This is a genomic window from Paenibacillus ihbetae, from assembly GCF_002741055.1.
Lineage (GTDB): Bacteria > Bacillota > Bacilli > Paenibacillales > Paenibacillaceae > Paenibacillus_AQ > Paenibacillus_AQ ihbetae.
This window is the reverse complement of the sequence record NZ_CP016809.1, coordinates 4623410-4640930: the sequence shown is the minus strand read 5'-3', so window position 1 is coordinate 4640930 and position 17521 is coordinate 4623410. Positions and strand designations below refer to the sequence as shown.

General features: G+C 52.9%; 16 protein-coding genes. 5 read left to right on the top strand and 11 right to left on the bottom strand.

All coding sequences use genetic code 11. The features are described from left to right. Positions 1–29: 29 nt before the first annotated feature. Both pfkB and BBD41_RS20830 read right to left on the bottom strand, forming a co-directional pair. Positions 30–941: a 1-phosphofructokinase gene (pfkB, locus tag BBD41_RS20835; protein WP_099478604.1), complete on the bottom strand. Its 912-nt coding sequence runs from the start codon at positions 939–941 to the stop codon at positions 30–32. Then, positions 941–1690: a DeoR/GlpR family DNA-binding transcription regulator gene (locus BBD41_RS20830; protein ID WP_007127323.1), complete on the bottom strand. Its 750-nt coding sequence runs from the start codon at positions 1688–1690 to the stop codon at positions 941–943. Before BBD41_RS20830 ends, pfkB begins: the two co-directional genes overlap by 1 nt. A gap of 291 nt (positions 1691–1981) precedes the next feature. On the opposite strand from BBD41_RS20830, the gene BBD41_RS20825 reads away from it, so the two are divergent. Continuing rightward, a complete protein-coding gene (locus BBD41_RS20825) occupies positions 1982–2893 on the top strand; it encodes a J domain-containing protein (protein WP_099478603.1) in 912 nt (303 codons plus the stop codon). A gap of 99 nt (positions 2894–2992) precedes the next feature. Here BBD41_RS20825 and BBD41_RS20820 read toward each other — a convergent pair whose 3' ends face one another. Then, on the bottom strand, positions 2993–3940 hold the full coding sequence (locus tag BBD41_RS20820; RefSeq protein WP_099478602.1) for a hypothetical protein: 948 nt from the start codon (positions 3938–3940) through the stop codon (positions 2993–2995). 175 nt (positions 3941–4115) lie between these two features. On the opposite strand from BBD41_RS20820, the gene BBD41_RS20815 reads away from it, so the two are divergent. Beyond that, positions 4116–4976 (top strand): DegV family protein, encoded by an 861-nt coding sequence (locus BBD41_RS20815; protein ID WP_099478601.1) that lies wholly within the window; start codon positions 4116–4118, stop codon positions 4974–4976. A gap of 248 nt (positions 4977–5224) precedes the next feature. Continuing rightward, complete coding sequence (locus tag BBD41_RS20810) at positions 5225–5728, top strand: hypothetical protein (RefSeq protein WP_077567819.1); 504 nt, start codon at positions 5225–5227, stop codon at positions 5726–5728. Positions 5729–5864: 136 nt separating this feature from the next. Here the strand turns inward: BBD41_RS20810 and glpX are convergent, their stop codons facing one another. From glpX to BBD41_RS20790, 4 genes are all read right to left on the bottom strand, one after another. Then, positions 5865–6842 (bottom strand): class II fructose-bisphosphatase, encoded by a 978-nt coding sequence (glpX, locus tag BBD41_RS20805; RefSeq protein WP_099478600.1) that lies wholly within the window; start codon positions 6840–6842, stop codon positions 5865–5867. Between the two features lie 153 nt (positions 6843–6995). Further along, a complete protein-coding gene (locus tag BBD41_RS20800) occupies positions 6996–7802 on the bottom strand; it encodes a pyruvate, water dikinase regulatory protein (RefSeq protein WP_099478599.1) in 807 nt (268 codons plus the stop codon). 13 nt (positions 7803–7815) lie between these two features. After that, positions 7816–8475 carry a helix-turn-helix transcriptional regulator gene (locus tag BBD41_RS20795; RefSeq protein WP_077567822.1) on the bottom strand — a complete coding sequence of 220 codons (660 nt, stop codon included), beginning with the start codon at positions 8473–8475 and terminating at the stop codon, positions 7816–7818. 237 nt (positions 8476–8712) lie between these two features. Further along, positions 8713–8889, bottom strand: a complete 177-nt coding sequence (locus tag BBD41_RS20790) for a GapA-binding peptide SR1P (protein WP_099480719.1) — start codon at positions 8887–8889, stop codon at positions 8713–8715. Between the two features lie 317 nt (positions 8890–9206). Here BBD41_RS20790 and BBD41_RS20785 point away from each other — a divergent pair, with 317 nt between their 5' ends. Then, entirely contained in the window at positions 9207–10196 is a 990-nt protein-coding gene (locus BBD41_RS20785) for a cation diffusion facilitator family transporter (RefSeq protein WP_099478598.1), read from the top strand. 98 nt (positions 10197–10294) lie between these two features. On the opposite strand, the gene BBD41_RS20780 is transcribed toward BBD41_RS20785, so the two are convergent. Then, a complete protein-coding gene (locus tag BBD41_RS20780) occupies positions 10295–12091 on the bottom strand; it encodes a S9 family peptidase (protein WP_099478597.1) in 1797 nt (598 codons plus the stop codon). A gap of 310 nt (positions 12092–12401) precedes the next feature. Between BBD41_RS20780 and BBD41_RS20775 the strand changes: the two genes are divergently transcribed. After that, entirely contained in the window at positions 12402–13793 is a 1392-nt protein-coding gene (locus BBD41_RS20775; protein ID WP_077567825.1) for a SpoVR family protein, read from the top strand. 145 nt (positions 13794–13938) lie between these two features. Here the strand turns inward: BBD41_RS20775 and BBD41_RS20770 are convergent, their stop codons facing one another. The 3 genes from BBD41_RS20770 to BBD41_RS20760 form a co-directional block, all read right to left on the bottom strand. Further along, a complete protein-coding gene (locus BBD41_RS20770) occupies positions 13939–15009 on the bottom strand; it encodes a globin-coupled sensor protein (protein ID WP_077569077.1) in 1071 nt (356 codons plus the stop codon). A 138-nt stretch (positions 15010–15147) separates the two neighbouring features. After that, positions 15148–15348: a hypothetical protein gene (locus BBD41_RS20765; protein ID WP_099478596.1), complete on the bottom strand. Its 201-nt coding sequence runs from the start codon at positions 15346–15348 to the stop codon at positions 15148–15150. A 107-nt stretch (positions 15349–15455) separates the two neighbouring features. Beyond that, on the bottom strand, positions 15456–17351 hold the full coding sequence (locus tag BBD41_RS20760; RefSeq protein WP_007127310.1) for a PrkA family serine protein kinase: 1896 nt from the start codon (positions 17349–17351) through the stop codon (positions 15456–15458). Positions 17352–17521: the final 170 nt, after the last annotated feature.

The following is a 17521-nucleotide window of genomic DNA, read 5'->3' as shown; positions in this document are numbered from 1 at the left end:
TTCGCGCCGCATTGCAAACATGCACGTCCTCACAATGGCGTGATCGTGACCTGTTCACGAAGTTTATCGATCATTTCCCTGGCTGCCAGATCGTCCGAGAACGCTGTTGCGCTTCCCGATGCAACCCCTGTCCGGAATGCCTCAAGCGGACTGTGCCCCAGAGACAGCGTGCCGACAAACCCGGCAATCATCGAATCGCCTGCGCCTACCGAATTCCTTACCGTTCCAGCCGGAACGCAGGCATGATAGACCTGATCGGCCGTAATCAGCAGAGCCCCTTCTCCGGCCATGGAGATCATCGCATGCTGCGCACCCTTCTCAAGCAGCTTGCGGCCGTACATGACAAGCTTATCGCGCGAATCCATCGGGACGCCGAACAACTCGGCCAGCTCGTGATGGTTCGGCTTGACGACAAGCGGCTGGTGAGCTAAAGCCTTCATCAGCGCATCCCCCGTCGTATCGATCACGAATTCGGCTCCGCTCTTCTTGCACGCTTGAATTAATAGCTCGTAGAAGCCCGATCCAAGCGAGGGCGGAACGCTTCCGGACAGTACCGCGATATCACCCGGCTGAAGCCGTGACAGCTTATGGACCAGCTCATCGGCCTCCTCGTGCCGGATGTTCGGCCCAAGGCCGTTAATCTCCGTCTCGTCCCCGTGCTTAAGCTTGATGTTGATTCTTGTATCATCTTCAATCGTCACGAAGTCGGTGACGATCCCTTCCTTCCGCAGCGTCTCGTCAATAAACCGACCGGTAAATCCACCGAGAAAGCCGATCGCGGTATTGTCTGCGCCGAGCTGGTTCAATACCCGCGAGACATTGATGCCTTTGCCCCCTGGAAACTTCAAGTCCCGGGCCATTCTGTTCAAGCTTCCCAGCTCGATATGCTCTACTTCCACGATGTAATCGATGGAAGGATTCAAAGTTACCGTATATATCATCATGATCCCTCAATTATGTTGGTTTTCTGTGCTATGGACTTCCGCCAGGCTTCCGGCAGCGATTCGGTAATCAGCGTCGCTTCGCTTAAATCCAGCAGCTTAGCGAACGTGACTTCTCCGATCTTGCTGGAGTCCGCAAGAACATAGCTGGTAGCGGACAGCTGATGGGCCCGCCGCTTGATCAAGGCTTCTTCCGGATCCGGCGTCGTATACCCCATCTCGATATCGACGCCGTTTGTCCCGAGAAAACAGCGATCAAAGCGGAAGTTATCCATGTTTTGAAGAGCTATGCTGCCGATTACGGCTTTCGTGCGAATCTTCATCATGCCGCCCAGAAGATAGCTGTTGATGCGTTTGCTTACCAATGCTTCGATATGCGATAAACCGTTGGTCACAACGGTCACGTTGCTTGCTTCGATAAACGGGATCATCGCCAATGTGGTCGTTCCCGCATCCAGATAAATGCTCTCGCCATCCTGCACCTGCTGCGCAGCCAGCTTGGCAACGGCATTTTTCTGTTGAATGTTTTTGAACGATTTCTCTTCCATTCCCGGCTCGGGAGCCTTTTGACTCGGCAGCGCTGCTCCCCCGTGAATACGCTTTAATAAACGGCGTTCCTCAAGATCTATCAAATCACGCCGCACTGTAGATTCCGATGCTTCCAGGAGTTCGACCAATTCCTGCAATTTGACGACCCCGCGCTCTTGTAAGCGCTCTAAAATAACGCGGTATCTTTCTTCGGTCAGCATAATGAATCCCCTCCAGAACTAATCCTATCATATTTCCCGCAAAAAACAATCACAAATAATCAAAAACATTCATAAACCTTCAAACTATTGAATGGCATATTCCCTATATTTTTCATACGGCTCCAGCTTTATCCGCCCCGCTGCTTCGTCTCTTCTTTCTTCCTGTTCCGGCTGGGGTTTATCGTCCTGATGCCGGCTCGCCTGCGCCGTTTATAAACGTTTGTGCAAGTATGCCTCTTCACTATATACTGGTAACTAGGAAACTCTCACAGTATAGAAGAGGTGACATGGATGGATCAATTGAAAGAAGCCTATGAACGAATGGGCTTGCCGGAGGATGCGACCAGGGAACAGCTTGATGACAGGTATACCCTTCTCATGCGTCAGACCCGTTCGCAGCAAAGGCGTGAGCCGGACCGGGCGGAAGAGATTGAAGCCCGCTTCGCCGAGATAACCAAGGCTTACAAATTCATTCTTGATGAAGAGAACCGCAAGTCTCTGGAGGAATTGAATCAGAAGCGGTATGGAAAGTTCAAAAAGCTGGCCGGGACTGCCGAGAAAACCGACCATTTCTTCCGTTATTATAAATTTCATCTGCTTGGCGGCATCGCCATTCTTGGCATTCTTGTGTATATCGCGATCAGCATCTTTAACCATCAGGCTGAAAAAGAGCGGCTGGCCAAGCTTCCCCCGGTCGACCTCTCCGTGATGTTCCTGGGAACGTATTTCAATCCCGACGGCGGTACGGATGTTAAGCCGATCGAGGACGCGATTTTGGCACAGTTTCCTGAGTGGAAACGCGTAACCGTTAACATGAATTATGTGCCGGCGCTTGATTCGAACAATCCGCAGGACGCCGCCATGCTGCAAAAAGCGATGCTCGTGCTGGCAACCGAGAGGCCGGACCTCTATATTATGGATAAGAATGCATTTGACTGGGTCGGCAATCAAGGGATGGTGCGCCCGCTTGAAACCGAAGTGAACGGCGAGCTGAAAGCGCTTGTGACGCCGGAGATGCTTCTGAAGGGGGTCGACGAGGAAGACGGCACCGAGCATGTGTATGCCGTCGATATTATGGGAAGCAAGCTTGGCGAGGAAATTCCGATCATCAAGAATGAGATGTATGCGGGGATTCGTGAGAGCACGGAGAAGGATGCCAACGCGAAGCTGTTTATTCAGAGATATCTCGAAGCTTCCAAATAGTACGCAGCAGTAAGGGAATAACAAAACTGCCCGGGGCAAGGAATCGGCACGCGATTCCCCTTACGCCGGGCGGTTTCTTTTATCTGAATAAGTGGAGAGCTATTGATTAACGATCGTAGCTAGCGATGCAAACGCGTGAGGCACAAAGCCCTCTGTAGGCTCGCGATGCGGGATGTTGACGCGGAAGATAAAGCCTTGACCGTCGATTTCCGCTGCGATATATTCCCGAGTCAGCTGCTCCCCTTCGCCAATCATGTATACGGACGCATCCTTCAGCGCCTGATTTCTTTCGTTCTCCTTCGCTTCGCGGACCTTGCCCACCTCAGCCAATTCCTTCTCGGCCTCCAGCTTCAGCATATCCCCGTTGTAATCCGAAGGGAGCTTCGTAATTTCTACATAGTAATCCTTATCCACATTCATTGTCAGCATGCCGGTCTTGGCATCAAACGAGAAAATATCGAATATATACAGGGAATACCCGTTTCCCGAAGCCAGCTTGGCGGTTTTCGTCTCTTTCATCCCTTCGAGCTCAAGCTCCATTTCCTTCGTGGCCGGAAGCTGCGAGGTATCCGAGCCTTGGCCGCTGCCGGACTGCCGGACCGTTATTTTCGTCAGAATGCGCTGCTTCAGCCCTTCATCGCCTTCAACCGGCTGCTCAAAGTATTCGAAGGCAACCTCCTCATTTCCCTGGAGTCCGGCAATGGCATCCTGCATATCATCCCCGAGCCGGAAGGCGGTCGGTCCGTCTTCCGTTTCAATCTCTACGGAATGATTATCAATTTGACCCACATAGGTACCGGTCCCCTGCTTCGTTTCCGGGCTCTGCCCCTCTACCGGATCACCCGGCTTTACCGGTTCTTTCGCTGCATCTTCTTCTGGTTCGGGCTCGGCCGGCTGCACCGGTTCTTGTACGCCGTCTTCAACCGGATTCGGATCGACCGGGGGCTCAGCCTTCGGTTGTTCACCGCTGCATGCAGTAACGGCCAGAAGCAAAACAGCCGCAGTCGTAATTGCGACCAGCTTGTTCCGAGCTGCTCTCTTTCCCACATAAACCACCTCCTACCATTACGGACGGAGGAGGTTCGATGAAGGTTGCGGGCATTTACCAATTCCCCTCCATATTTCCTGCTGTTGACGAACGCCTGACAATATCATTCACTTTTACTATCAAACAAGGTATTCTAGTAGTACAGAGCAAAATAGTTGATAAAGGGAGATGTTCATGTCTGGAAAAGTTAAAATATTCGCCGATAGTACCTGCGACCTGCCCTCTGCATGGATAGAAAGGCATCATATCGGAATTATTCCTCTCTATGTGGTATTTGGTGAGCAATCTCTGCGTGACGGCGTGGATATTACGCCGGAACAGCTGTACGCCAAGGTCGACCAGGTAGGCCATCTGCCAAAGACAGCCGCTCCTTCCCCATCCGATTTCATCGCCGCCTTCACGCCATCGATCGAGCAGGGCGAAGATATACTGTTTCTCAGCATTTCATCCGAGCTGTCCTCGACGTATCAAAACGCGCTGATCGCTGCCGGCGAGCTGCCTGAGGGCCGGGTTACCGTCTTTGATTCCCGCAATCTCTCCTGCGGCATCGGGCTCCTCGTGATGAAGGCCGTGCATGCAGCCGAGCAAGGCGCCACCATTCCCCAAATCGTGGAGCTGCTCAGCCGAACCGTCAATGAAGTGGAGTGCGAATTCGTTATCGATACGCTGGATTATTTGCATAAAGGCGGCCGCTGCTCCGGCATGCAGAACATCATCGGCAGCTTGCTGAAGATCCGTCCGGTTATTAAAGTCGTTAACGGCGGCATGATTCCTGCCTACAAGGTTCGCGGCAAGAAAGAAAAGGCGCTGGACCAGATGATCCAGAATGCGCTGGCTCAGGCCCAGGACATGGACAATGATTTGATCATTGTTGTACATACGATGGCGGAAGAGGAGGCCCGGTTCCTGCAGAAGGAACTGCAGGAGAAGACCGGTGCACGGGAGGTTGCCATCTCCACGGCCGGATGCGTCATATGCAGCCATTGCGGACCGCATACCGTCGGCCTGATGTATACCAAGAAACCGGCCGTTTAAGAGGCTGTTCAAAAATGGCCGCTTTTTCCGGGCTTATTGAACTCGCGCTGTAAACAATGGTTATTCAAAGACAGCTCTGTTGTGCAGTCTAGCATCATGCAGAGCTGTCTTCTTTATGTCAGGCTCTTCATTGCAATAACCTAGACTTTGGTCCAGTTCCGCAGGATACCCGGGACCGAGGACATCCTAATCCAGATCATGGTATTCTTGAGTTAACCATTTTCTTTATAGGAAGGAAGTAAGCTCGTATGTTGAAACGTACCATCCTCGCTCCCCTGCTTATTCTGCTCGGTGCTTACCTGCTGCTCAATCAAGGCGGCTCCGTTGGCGCCGGCTCCATCTTTGCCACTTTCTGGCCAACCTTGTTCGTGATTCCGCTGGGGCTGTTTTTCCACTGGATGTATTTTTCGCTGGTCGGACGTCAAGGCATCGGCCTGCTCATCCCGGGAGGAATCCTGCTTACAGCCGGTGTCGTCAGCCAGATCGCTTCCTTATTCGACAGCTGGGAGACGATGTGGCCGGGATTTATTCTCGCCGTTGCAGCAGGGCTGTTCGAGTTCTATTGGTTCGGCTCGCGCAATAAATGGCTGCTCATCCCCATCAATATTTTGACCGTGCTGTCTCTGTTGTTCTTCGTTGTCTTCTCCATCGGTCCGATGCTGAACTATTTGTCCGTGATCCAGCCTGTCATTGCTGTGCTGCTCGTACTCGGAGGGGCTTGGATCATACTCGGCCGCAAGCGGCACGGCTGATTCCAAGCCTGCACGAATTCAATAAAACAAAAGCTGCCACGGGAATCCCGGGCGGGCGCTTGAGCGCATGCACAAAAAGGCTGTTCCAAGGTCCCTTGACCTGGAACAGCCTCTTTTTATTCCCAAGACGGATCGATCAGGATGAAGCCGCAGCTGCCAGCGCTCCCGTTTCCGCGAACAGCTGGTGGACGCTCCGCAGGTAACGAACCGTTTGGGTCCCCGAATGCATCAAGACCGAATGCGTCTCCGCCCGCTGACCCGGAAGGAATTTGACGCCCTGCAGAAAATCTCCGGGCGTTACGCCGGTCGCCACGAACAGCACGCCTTCCCTTCCTACCATATCCTCCATCCGAAGCAGCTGCTCGGGATCCTGGAGTCCCATCCGGCGGCAGCGTTCCACATCGCCCGGTGTAACCGGAATAAGCCGGCCTTGAAGCTCGCCGCCAAGGCATTTCAGTGCGGCCGCGGCCAGCACCCCTTCAGGAGCCCCGCCGGACCCGACATAAAGATCGACCCCGCTGTCCGTGCAGGTCTCGATCGCTCCCATCACATCTCCATGCGTCAGCAGCTTGATTCGAACCCCTGACTCCCGTAAAGCCGCAATCATAGCACTGTGACGCTCACGGTCCAGAATGGATACCGTCAATTCCGATAACGGCTTATCCAGAATGTCCGCCGCCTTCTGAAGCGTTACTTCGATCGGATCATCCAGGCTCAGCCTTCCTGCGAGCTTAGGGCCTGCCGCCAGCTTGTGCATATAAATATCGGGCGCATGCAGAAGGCTTCCCCTCGGAGCAGCCGCGATCACCGATAGAGCATTATTCAAGCCGCTAGCCACCGTTTCAGTCCCTTCCAGCGGATCAACGGCCACATCCATCTTCGGTCCTTTGCCGCTGCCTACTCTCTCCCCGATATACAGCATGGGCGCTTCATCCATCTCGCCTTCGCCGATGACGACCACGCCGTTCATTGCGACCGAGTCGAAGTGCTTGCGCATCGCAAGCGTCGCAGCCTCATCGGCACTGTGTTTGTCTCCTCTGCCGGTCCACCGGGCGGACCTGAGCGCCGCTTCCTCCGTTACTCGTACCAACTCCAATGCCAATGAGCTCTCCATAAATCGTACCCTCCCTCTCCAGTATGTTTCGTCCTATAATTTGGACAGATTGAATGAATGTCGTGGGCAAGTACGTCAAATGTTCCTGCAATCGCAGAAATCATTTACTCTCTTGCCTGCATCGTATCCTTAAGACAAACTTCTATGGAACTATTATTTCAATAAATTCGTGATCAGCCCGGCCGTCTCTTCAATCGCTTTATCGGTCACATCAATGACAGGACAGCCCAGTCGTTCATACAACGACAGCGCATAACCCAGCTCCTCGCGGATCCGCTCAAGGGTCGCATATTGAACCTCATTCGGAAGCCCCATCACCTTGAGCCGTTCGCTGCGGATCTTCAGCAGATGCTCAGGCTCTATCGTTAAGCCGATGATCGTCCCCGACTTCACCTCTTGGAGCTGCGAAGGAGGAGACATTTCCGGTACGATCGGATAATTGACCGTCTTGTAGCCTTTATGAGCAAGAAACATCGACAGCGGCGTCTTGGAGATTCGCGATACGCCAAGCAGAATGATGTCTGCCTTCAGGATCGCGCTGACATCCTTGCCGTCATCGTATTGAACGGCGAATTCCATCGCCTCTACGCGGCGGAAATACGTATCGTCCAGGCGATGCAGCAAGCCGGGAAGCCGTTTCGGATAATCGTTGAAGGTGTCGGCGAAGGCCTGCATCATCGGTCCCATAATATCGACCGCGCGGATATTCAGCCTCACCGCTTCCTCCCGGATCACTTCCCGCAGCTCCGGCTGTACCAGCGTATACGCCACAAATCCGCCCCGTCTGGCAACCTCCTCCATCAGCTCCGTGAGCTCTTCCTCGTCCCGGACATTCATATATCGCTTGATCTCGGCATCTTCCAGCTCGAACTGCCGCAGCGTTGCCTGTACGACCGCCTCAGCGGTTTCCCCGATTGAATCTGAACAGATTGCTATAAAATGAGTCGATGCCTGATTCATCCGATTCCTCCCATTATTCCTCGGCTACCATGTCGAGCAGCATTTTGATGATATTCGTTTTGGTAATGCGGCCTACGACCTTCCAGTGATCCGGATTGCCGTCGTCTGCCGGAACGACAACCGGCAGGCTGTCGATCTGCCTCGTGATGATTTTGCGGGCCGCATCCAGCACCGTATCCTCCGGCTGTACCGTTGTTACATTCGCGCGGCGCGTCATGATAAGGCTGACCGGCATGGACGAGGCCGACGGATTCCCCAGCGTCACCTTGAGCAGGTCCTTGCGGGACACGATGCCTGCGAGATGGCCGTCCGCATCGGTTACGATGAGGTTGCCCACGTTTTCAAGGAACAGGGCAACAACCGCCTCCTGGATCGTTGTGGTCTCCCTTATGATGATCGGAACGCCGTGGAGGTCGCCAACCTTCATTTTGAGCAGTCGGAACTTCTCCTCCCGGTCAGGCTCGCCCCGCTTTCCGAGAAAATATCCGACTTTAGGCTTTGCATCGATGTAATCCAGTATGACAAGCTTGGATAAATCGGTACGCAGAGTAGCCCGGCTAACGTTAAGCAGCTCCGCGATTTGATCTCCCGTAATCGGGGCATGCTTCTTTACGATATCGACGATTTCCAGCTGTCTTGGCGTCAGTTCGATAGTGATCCCTCCTGCTTCCATTTCCTCTGCTTGCGGATATAATACGTCATATATATTATATATGCAACATATTTTCGTCTAAAATGATGACATAAAGTATTAATATTTTTTGTATGACCTATTAAAAAAATTGATAAAGATTGTTTTCCTGATGATCCTCGGGCCCCCATCCCATGCCTGACGCCAAATAAAATGCAGAAAATAAAAAGCATGCCCCGGAATGCACTTCCTAGGCACGCTTTGTTTAGATTAATGAACTTATGAATTCTGGGCAGTATTTCGCTCGCACTCTCCTTTGCCGCAGTATCCGTGAATGATTTTTACGCCGTCGGTGGGGATCGTATCAACCATTTCTTCACATCCGGAGCAAATAATAAGCCCCAAATCCTGTCTTCCTTGAGCCACTCCTGCCTCTGGACTTGTCAACGCTCTCATTCCCATTTCCTCCTTAGCATTGTTTCGCATTGCTGCAAGGCAGATGTCCTTACTCCTTACCCAATGGTTCATCCTTCAATCCCTTCTCGCCGCATCCAGAACGGCATCGCCCCACCCATCCTTTATTTTCCACTATATTGTTAATGTATTGGGTAAGAAATAAAGTTATGAGTAATTCATGGAGAATGAGCTTCAACTTCGGGTAAACTAAGGAAACGACCGCACGCCGGAGGAAAAAATGACCATATATTCGGTATCCTGTGATAATATAGATTTCGGAAATCCTTAAAATTGACACTAATCGACGGAGGGTTTGGATGAAAAACTTGTGGCAGCTCATTAAGAAAGGAAATACGTCTTCGGCCATCGCATCGCTTGGCAATACGGGACTTGCGATCATTAAGGCGATCGCCGCTTCCGTCAGCGGCAGCGGGACGATGTTCGCCTCCGCCATGCATTCTGTAGCCGACGCCGTGAACCAGGGCTTCGTCTTCGTCGGCAGCGTGCTTGCCGAGCGAAAGCCGACCAAGAAGTTTCCTACGGGGTTCGGGAGGGTCATCAATATCGTCTGCATGGTTGCGGTCATTGTCGTTACGATTATGGCCTATGAAACCATTCATAAAGGCTACAAGCTTCTAAAGCATCCCGAGGAGGCAACGAACTTCTGGCTGAACTTCGTTGTTCTGGCGATAGCGGTCTTGATCGACGGCGCCATTCTGATGAAGGCGATGAAGGAGATTTTAAAAGAAACCCGGACCGAAGCCACCGGACTCGGCAAGTTCCCGGCTGCCTTCAGAAACGCCGGCAAGGCCGCACCGCCTACCCGGCTTGTGTTCTATGAAGACATCGTCGCCACGCTGGGAGCGCTGTTTGCGCTGATCGCCATCGTGTTCGCCCACTTCATGGACTTCCTGATCCTCGACGGCATCGCCACGATTCTGATCGGATGTCTCATGATCGGCGTAGCCTTCAAGGTCGGGTATGACAATATGGTTGGCTTGATCGGCGTTTCGGCGCCGAAGGATGTCGAGGAGAAGATCTCCCGGATCATCCTTGGGGACCCGGATGTCCGCGACATCAATCGGCTCCGCATTGTGCAGGAAGGACGAAGCTACCATGTCGAGGCATACATCGAGCTGCGGCAAGGCATGTCCCTGGCCGAGGCCAGCGTATCCAAAATGCGGGTCAACTCCTTGCTGCTGCAAAACCCGGACATCTCCGATGTTACCCTGGGCATTCTGGAAGACGACAACATCCGGGTTTGGAACCCGAGCGCCGATCTTGGCAGCGAACCACAAAAGCCTTAAAGCCCAGCACCTGTCGCCCCCTCGCGAGCACTGAACAGTCCGCTACAGGTATAAAGCAGCGCCCCGCATCTTGATGCGGGGCGCCTATTTTGATTACTTTATTGATTTCTCCGCAGGAACTCGGCCATACGGGCATAGGCGATTTTTTCGTTAGCCTTCTTCGTGATGCCATGCCCCTCATCCTCGAACACGATATACTCCACATCCCGTCCCTTGGCACGAAGCGCCTCAACGATCTGGTCCGATTCCGCTTGAACGACACGCGGGTCGTTCGCTCCCTGGATGATCAGCATCGGGTTCACCATGTTGTCCAGGTAGGTGATCGGCGAATCCTTGATGAACCGCTCCCGATCCCGCTCCGGATCGCCGAGCCAGCGCTCCATGATCGGCTTCCAATGATCCGGAACCGAGTTGTAAAAGGTAAACAAGTTGCTCACCCCGACGATGTCGATCGCCGCTTTGAAATACTCGGGATTGCGGCCGGCCAGGAGCAAGGTCATATAACCGCCATAGCTTCCCCCCATGACAAAGAGCTTCTCCGGACTTGAAATCCCCTGCTCGAACAGCCAATCCATTCCCGCAAGACAATCCTTGCGCGGCCCTTCGCCCCAGTCCTGTTCGACCAGCTTCACGAAGGAGCTGCCGTAGCCTGTGCTGCCCCGGAAGTTCGGACAGAAGATATGGTATCCCTGTGCCAGCAGATACTGGAACATCGCCCGGAACTGCTTGCGCTCTGCGGCTTGCGGCCCGCCATGCGGCCAGAAGATCGTGTATCCGTTAGCCACTCCTTCCTTGGCCCGGAACAGCAGCGCTTCGATCTCCATCCCGTCAAAGGACGGGTACGTAACGGTGTCAGGCGAGCACAGATCCGCCTCTGTCAAGCCTGTCAACACGTTCTTCGTCAGCATGGTCCAGCTGCCGTCCTTGTACCGGTAAATATTCAGCGGTTTGACCGCGCCGCGGGCCAGCAGGTACAGAACCCCCGATTTCGTTACGTTCAGCTGCTCTACGATATCCGCCGGCAGAGGCAGCTCCGTCAATTCGCTGCTGTCCATGGAATAGGCATACAGCTTATCCTCCACGCCTTTTTCCGTCAGGATATAAAGCGTTCGGGAATCCTCATGCCAGCGCAGAAGCTGGACGCTCTCCCGTTCGATCCGGCACAGCGGCTCAAACTTCCGCTGGGAAATGTGATACGAGGCGACGTAAGAAAACTCGGAATCATAGTCGGTCGTAAACACGACATGATCGTTGTCGATAAACTGCACGCCGCCGGCGGTATGCACCTGCTCCGGTGACGGGGTCAAACACAGAGGCTCCCCGGATTCCCGCTGTACATAGCTTATGTAATAGGTATTGGCATACATTTTCGTATAAGCGATGGTCTTCTCGTCGGGACTCACCGCAGACAGCTCCGTGGCCGTATCCCGGCCTTCATGCAGAAGCCTCTTCTCTCTCGTCTCCAGATCATATACCAGGGAGTTCAGATAGGACGGGTTGCCTTCCGATGTGACGTAATACAGCCTTCTGCCGTCCTCGGACAGATGTACGAAGAAATACTTGTCATCCGGATTGGCATCCTCGAATAACGGAATCGCTTCCCCGCCGCTCCAGCGCAGCGCGTGCAGGTGATAGTTCTCGTTGCCGTCGTGGTCAAACCCCGTAAGAATATGGCGCCCCTTGGGGTCCAGCTTAACGAAGCTTGCGGCCTGGTCATTGTAGGTGAGCGGGTAAGGGTATGCCGTCTCCTCCCTCAGGTCCATCGCCCATAAATTGAACTTTCCGTTCATGCTGCTGCTGAATACCAGTCTGGACTCATCTGCGCTTACAGCAAAATTACGAATCAAATAAGTCTGGAAAAATTGCTCGACATCCGGTTTAGGAAATGGAATCATTCATTTGCCTCCCTGTCCTTCTAATTATCCACAGGTTGATTAACTGGTGGATTATGCCAACGCAGCGGATTATCTCATATTATAACGTAAATCATTTCCGTGAACATCCTGACATAGTTATGAGGGTAAATCTGTGATCGACAGTCTCGGTATGGTATTTTTTTACACCAAAGTGTGGTCTCCATGCTTTCACCGTCCGCTCTCTAACAGCCTATTCATCGTGCGGTTCTACCCTTGAGCCCGCATATCTCCATCAAGTTCCCATATATATGATAAGAACCAGGTTTCCATTAACGAAGGAGGGATCCTCGTGCACCAAGACGAGATTGCTGAGTTAGAGCGTTCCATTGCAGAGATTACCGAAATCGCATCAGGCTTCGGCCTTGATTTTTATCCCATGCGGTATGAGATCTGCCCGGCAGACATCATATACACCTTCGGCGCGTATGGCATGCCGACGCGGTTCAGCCACTGGAGCTTTGGAAAAACCTTCAATAAAATGAAGATGCAATACGATTTCGGCCTTAGTAAAATTTACGAGCTCGTGATCAATTCCAATCCGTGCTACGCTTTCCTCCTTGACGGCAATTCACTGATTCAGAACAAGCTGATCGTCGCCCATGTTCTCGCCCACTGCGATTTCTTCAAGAACAATGCCCGCTTTTCGGTCTCCAATCGGAATATGGTCGAGAGCATGTCCGCTACCGCCGAACGGATATCCCGGTATGAGCTGGAGCATGGAACGGAAGCGGTCGAGCAATTCATAGACGCGGTATTGGCAATCCAAGAGCATGTCGACCCGCAAATCCTGCGTCCCGAGAAGCTCGACAAGCAGCGCTATAACGAGCGGCGGATGCTGGAGCAGCGGGAGGAGGCCAAACGCCACAAGCCTCCCGGCCGGTACGATGATCTGTGGGAGCTGGATGAAGAAGAGGAAGATAAACCCGGCCCGGCTCCCGCGGCACCGAAGCGGTTTCCGGCTGAGCCGGAGAAGGACATCATGTGGTTTATTCAGGAGCATTCCGATATTCTTGAGGATTGGCAGCGGGACATCATGAGCATGCTTCGCGAGGAGATGCTGTATTTCTGGCCGCAGATGGAGACGAAAATCATGAACGAAGGCTGGGCTTCGTACTGGCATCAGCGCATCCTGCGGGAGATGGACCTGACCAGCGAGGAAACGGTGGAATTCGCCAAGCTGAACGCTTCCGTCGTCCAGCCGTCCCGCCACAGCCTGAACCCGTACTATCTGGGGCTAAAAATCTTCGAGGATATCGAACGGCGCTGGGACCGGGAGAAGATGTTCGACGTGAGGGAATACGACTCCGACATCTCGTTCCTTCGCAATTATTTGACCAAGGAGCTCGTTGAGGATCTGGATCTGTATGTGTTCGAGAAGAAAGGACCCGAGTGGAAAATTACCGACAAAGCGTGGGAAAACATTCGGGATCAGCTCGTCGTCTCCCGGGTCAACGGCGGCAACCCCTATCTGGTCGTCACCGACGGGGACCATCTTCGTTCCGGTGAGCTCATGATCAAGCATCTATTCGAGGGCATCGAGCTGGACCTGAAATACATGGAGCGCACAATCCCTTACGTTTACCGCCTCTGGGGTAAGCCGGTGCATCTGCACAGCATGATCGAAGGCAAGCCGATCCTGTTCTCCTATGACGGTAAAAAGCTCCATCGGCGTTTTATTTGAATATCCTTACGGCGCAGCTTCCATTCGTTTCTCCAGCTTAAATAAAAATAGAAGCAGCATCCTCCGGTGCAATGGTTCCGGTACGAGGATGCTGCTTCTTGTTCATCTGTAAGCTTTATCGCCAAGCACCGCCTTCACTATCGAATTAAACGGTGGCTTTCTCGGTCTTCATTAGAGCCGATTCAGCGTCCAGATCATGCTTGTGCACGTCATACTCATGCTTTAGCGCCTCCAGGTCATCGGCGAGCTTCTCCATCATTTTCACGAAAGCCGCCAGCTCCTGGGAGCTTGCAGCCTGATTCCGCGCGTTCACCGATGTCTTCTCGGACTCCTGCTCCACCAGGCCCAGCTTGCGTATAATGCCGCTGACTTTGCTTTGGATCTCTTCCATCGCTTTTTTGGAATGCGTTGCGAGCTTTCTCACCTCGCCCGCCACCACCTCGAAGCCTCTGCCGAGCTCTCCGGCATGCGCTGCCTCGATCGCGGCATTCAGTCCGAGCAGATGGCTCTGGTCCGAGATTTCCCGAATCAGGCTGCCCATCTGCTCGATCTGAAGAATCTCCTCGCCAAGCTCGGCGGTCAGCGCATGGGCCTTCTCTTGAGCCTCTGCGGTTTTCATGGCATTATCGGCCATCAGCGCTGCGCTTTGATCCAGCTCAACGATCATGGCGGTCAGCTCCTGCACAGCCTCTGTAATCGCTTCCAACATTTTCTGTTGATCCGTAACCAAGTTCTGAATTTTTTCTTTCTCCTTCATCTCATAAGCCTCCAGAACGAGCTGAGAGTCCAGATTGAACATTTTGCTGAGCGCATGCACGACGTGCGTCCATTGGTCAGGAAGCAGCTGCTTAAATAGATCTGCTGCAATATCCAAATAAACCATATAGCTGCCCAGATAATAATCGGTGTTCAGCCCGATTCTCGAATGGACTTGTCCAATCTTGATCCGGTTCTCAAGATAAGCCTCATCCACCCGGCCCTCTGCGAGCGACAGCCAATATACCCGCTGGGTTTCCTTAAGCCGCTCCATGGTCGACGTTCGGTTAATAATCTGCATCAGCTGCGGCTGTTCGCCGATTCTCGCGTAAAACCGGTCCACCACCTCCTCGACCACCTTGACAAACACATCGCGGTGCTGAGCAAGCAGCTCTAAATCACGTTCACGAAGTCCGATATACTCCAGCTGCTGACGTCTTTTCGGTGAAACATCCATCATGACGAAATCCTTCACTCCCAAATAGAATGATCCCTGTTACAGGTCTAAGTACTTAGGGTTCATTATAGACTATATTTACCAATCGCGGCATAATGCCAAAGTCCTAATTGGGTGTATAATATCACATCTTGAAAATACTCAAATACGCAAAATGTATAGAACTTCCATCGTCCGCGTGTTCTTTTCGATTAAACTCTCGATAAACTCCTCTGCAGACAGAAACAAGCTGCGCAGCCGGTAACGAATTACCGCCGCGCAGCTCGCTTCAAACTTCATTTGGATTACCGCTCCCAAGCATTGATCCTCTGCGTATCCCGTCGCCGACAGGGCTGGCTCCATTGAGGCTGCGCCCTCCGCCGGCTGCTCTTACCAGTCCTTCGACTTCTGCCCCGAGCCTTACTCCCTGCAATAAAGGTTTGGCAGATGACCGCCTTCAGACGAGAAAATTATCGGTTCAGCAGACTGCCTACGTACCGCAGCAGCTCATTGGCGCAGACCGGGCAGTAGCCGTGTTCCTCGATCAGTCTGGAGCTGACTTCGTTAATTCGTTTCAGCTGCACGGCATCCGGCGTTTTCGTGGAGGTGGTGATTTTGACGATGTCTTTAAGATCAGCAAACAGCTTTTTCTCGATCGCTTCGCGTAAACGCTCATGATTGTGATATTCGAACTTTTTGCCTTTGCGCGAATAAGCGGAGATTCGAATCATGATTTCCTCGCGGAAGGCCTTCTTCGCGTTCTCCGATACCCCGATCTGCTCCTCGATGGAACGCATCAATCTTTCATCCGGATCCATCTCCTCATCGGTCAGCGGGTCGCGGATCTTGGTCCAGTTGCAGAAGGCCTCAATATTATCCAGATAGTTCTCGAACAGCGTCTTGGCCGACTCTTCAAAGGAATAGACGAACGCCTTCTGCACTTCTTTCTTGGCCAGCTCATCATACTCTTTGCGCGCAGCTGCAATAAAGTTCAAATACCGCTCCCGCTCCTCCTTGGTAATGGAAGCGTGCTGATCCAGTCCATCCTTAATCGCCCGCAGCATATCCAACGCGTTAATGCACTGAAGATCCTGCTTAATAAGAGCACTTGAGATCCGGTTAATGACATACCGGGGATCCACGCCGGACATGCCTTCCTCTAAATATTCGCTCTGCATCTCTTTGAGATCGGCTTCCTTGTAGCCCTCCACTTCCTCCCCGTCGTACATGCGCATTTTCTTGATCAGGTCCATTCCCTGCTTCTTCGTTTCCTTCAAACGGGTCAGTATGGAAAATATGGCGGCGGAACGGAGTGCATGAGGCGCAATATGGATATGCTTCATGTCGCTCTGCCCGATCAGCTTAGCATAGATTTTCTCTTCATCGCTGACCCTGAGGTTATACGGGATCGGCATGACGATCATCCGGGATTGGAGCGCCTCGTTCTTCTTATTGGCGATAAAGGCTTTGTACTCCGCTTCGTTTGTATGTGCAACAATCAATTCATCCGCGCTAATCAGCGCAAAGCGTCCGGCCTTGAAGTTCCCCTCCTGCGTCAGGGACAGCAAATTCCACAGGAACTTCTCATCGCATTTGAGCATTTCCTGAAATTCCATCAGCCCCCGGTTGGCTTTATTGAGCTCCCCGTCGAACCGGTATGCCCGCGGATCCGATTCGGAGCCGTATTCCGTGATGGTAGAAAAATCAATGCTGCCGGTCAGGTCGGCAATGTCCTGCGATTTCGGGTCGGAAGGGCTGAATGTCCCGATCCCCACCCGGCCTTCTTCCGAGATGAGCACCCGTTCTACCTTCACGCTCTCAATATCGCCGCCGTATTCGGTCTTCAGCCGCAGCTGGCAGGCCGGGCACAGGTTCCCCTCGATGCGAACGCCAAGCTCCTTCTCGATCTCCGGCCGCAGCTCCAGCGGGATCAAATGAAGAGGCTCCTCCTGCATCGGGCAGCCTGAAATGGCGTACACCGCACCGCTGTCGGTTCGGGAGTACTTCTCCAGCCCTCGCTTGAGCATCGTAACGATCGTGGATTTTCCTCCGCTGACCGGCCCCATCAGCAGCAGGATCCGCTTGCGGACATCGAGCCGCCGGGCTGCGGAGTGGAAGTATTCTTCGACCAGCTTCTCAATCGCCCGGTCCAGTCCAAAGATCTCCTGCTCGAAAAACTTATATTTTTTCCGGCCGCCGCTCTCCTCGATCCCGTAGGATTCGATCATGTCATACACACGGGCGTGAGCCGTCATGGCTGGAGAGGGATCCTTCTTTAATAATTCAATATATTCCCTGAATGTGCCGCTCCACGCCAAACGGTCGCTCTCTGCCCTATATGATGCTATGCGTTCGAAAATATCCATTTTCGCTACCTCCTATGAGTCTGTTTATGGGGATTGGCTTCCATTCCACAGCGTCATTTGAAACATTCGATTTCGAAAAAGTGTACTACATACCTATGCGCCTTGCCCGGAATAGTTGACCTTATTTTCGAAGTCAAGCTTGAGCTTTTTTGCTGAATGCAGCTCGTCTT

Coding starts and splice junctions, on each gene's coding strand:
- BBD41_RS20780 (WP_099478597.1), bottom strand. CDS start 12,091: ATGATTCCATTTCCTAAACCGGATGTCGAGCAATTTTTCCAGACTTAT.
- BBD41_RS20790 (WP_099480719.1), bottom strand. CDS start 8,889: ATGAGAGCGTTGACAAGTCCAGAGGCAGGAGTGGCTCAAGGAAGACAG.
- pfkB (WP_099478604.1), bottom strand. CDS start 941: ATGATATATACGGTAACTTTGAATCCTTCCATCGATTACATCGTGGAA.
- BBD41_RS20760 (WP_007127310.1), bottom strand. CDS start 17,351: ATGGATATTTTCGAACGCATAGCATCATATAGGGCAGAGAGCGACCGT.
- BBD41_RS20800 (WP_099478599.1), bottom strand. CDS start 7,802: ATGAATCAGGCATCGACTCATTTTATAGCAATCTGTTCAGATTCAATC.
- BBD41_RS20795 (WP_077567822.1), bottom strand. CDS start 8,475: ATGGAAGCAGGAGGGATCACTATCGAACTGACGCCAAGACAGCTGGAA.
- BBD41_RS20765 (WP_099478596.1), bottom strand. CDS start 15,348: ATGGAGCCAGCCCTGTCGGCGACGGGATACGCAGAGGATCAATGCTTG.
- BBD41_RS20810 (WP_077567819.1), top strand. CDS start 5,225: ATGTTGAAACGTACCATCCTCGCTCCCCTGCTTATTCTGCTCGGTGCT.
- BBD41_RS20815 (WP_099478601.1), top strand. CDS start 4,116: ATGTCTGGAAAAGTTAAAATATTCGCCGATAGTACCTGCGACCTGCCC.
- BBD41_RS20770 (WP_077569077.1), bottom strand. CDS start 15,009: ATGATGGATGTTTCACCGAAAAGACGTCAGCAGCTGGAGTATATCGGA.
- BBD41_RS20830 (WP_007127323.1), bottom strand. CDS start 1,690: ATGCTGACCGAAGAAAGATACCGCGTTATTTTAGAGCGCTTACAAGAG.
- BBD41_RS20785 (WP_099478598.1), top strand. CDS start 9,207: ATGAAAAACTTGTGGCAGCTCATTAAGAAAGGAAATACGTCTTCGGCC.
- BBD41_RS20825 (WP_099478603.1), top strand. CDS start 1,982: ATGGATCAATTGAAAGAAGCCTATGAACGAATGGGCTTGCCGGAGGAT.
- glpX (WP_099478600.1), bottom strand. CDS start 6,842: ATGGAGAGCTCATTGGCATTGGAGTTGGTACGAGTAACGGAGGAAGCG.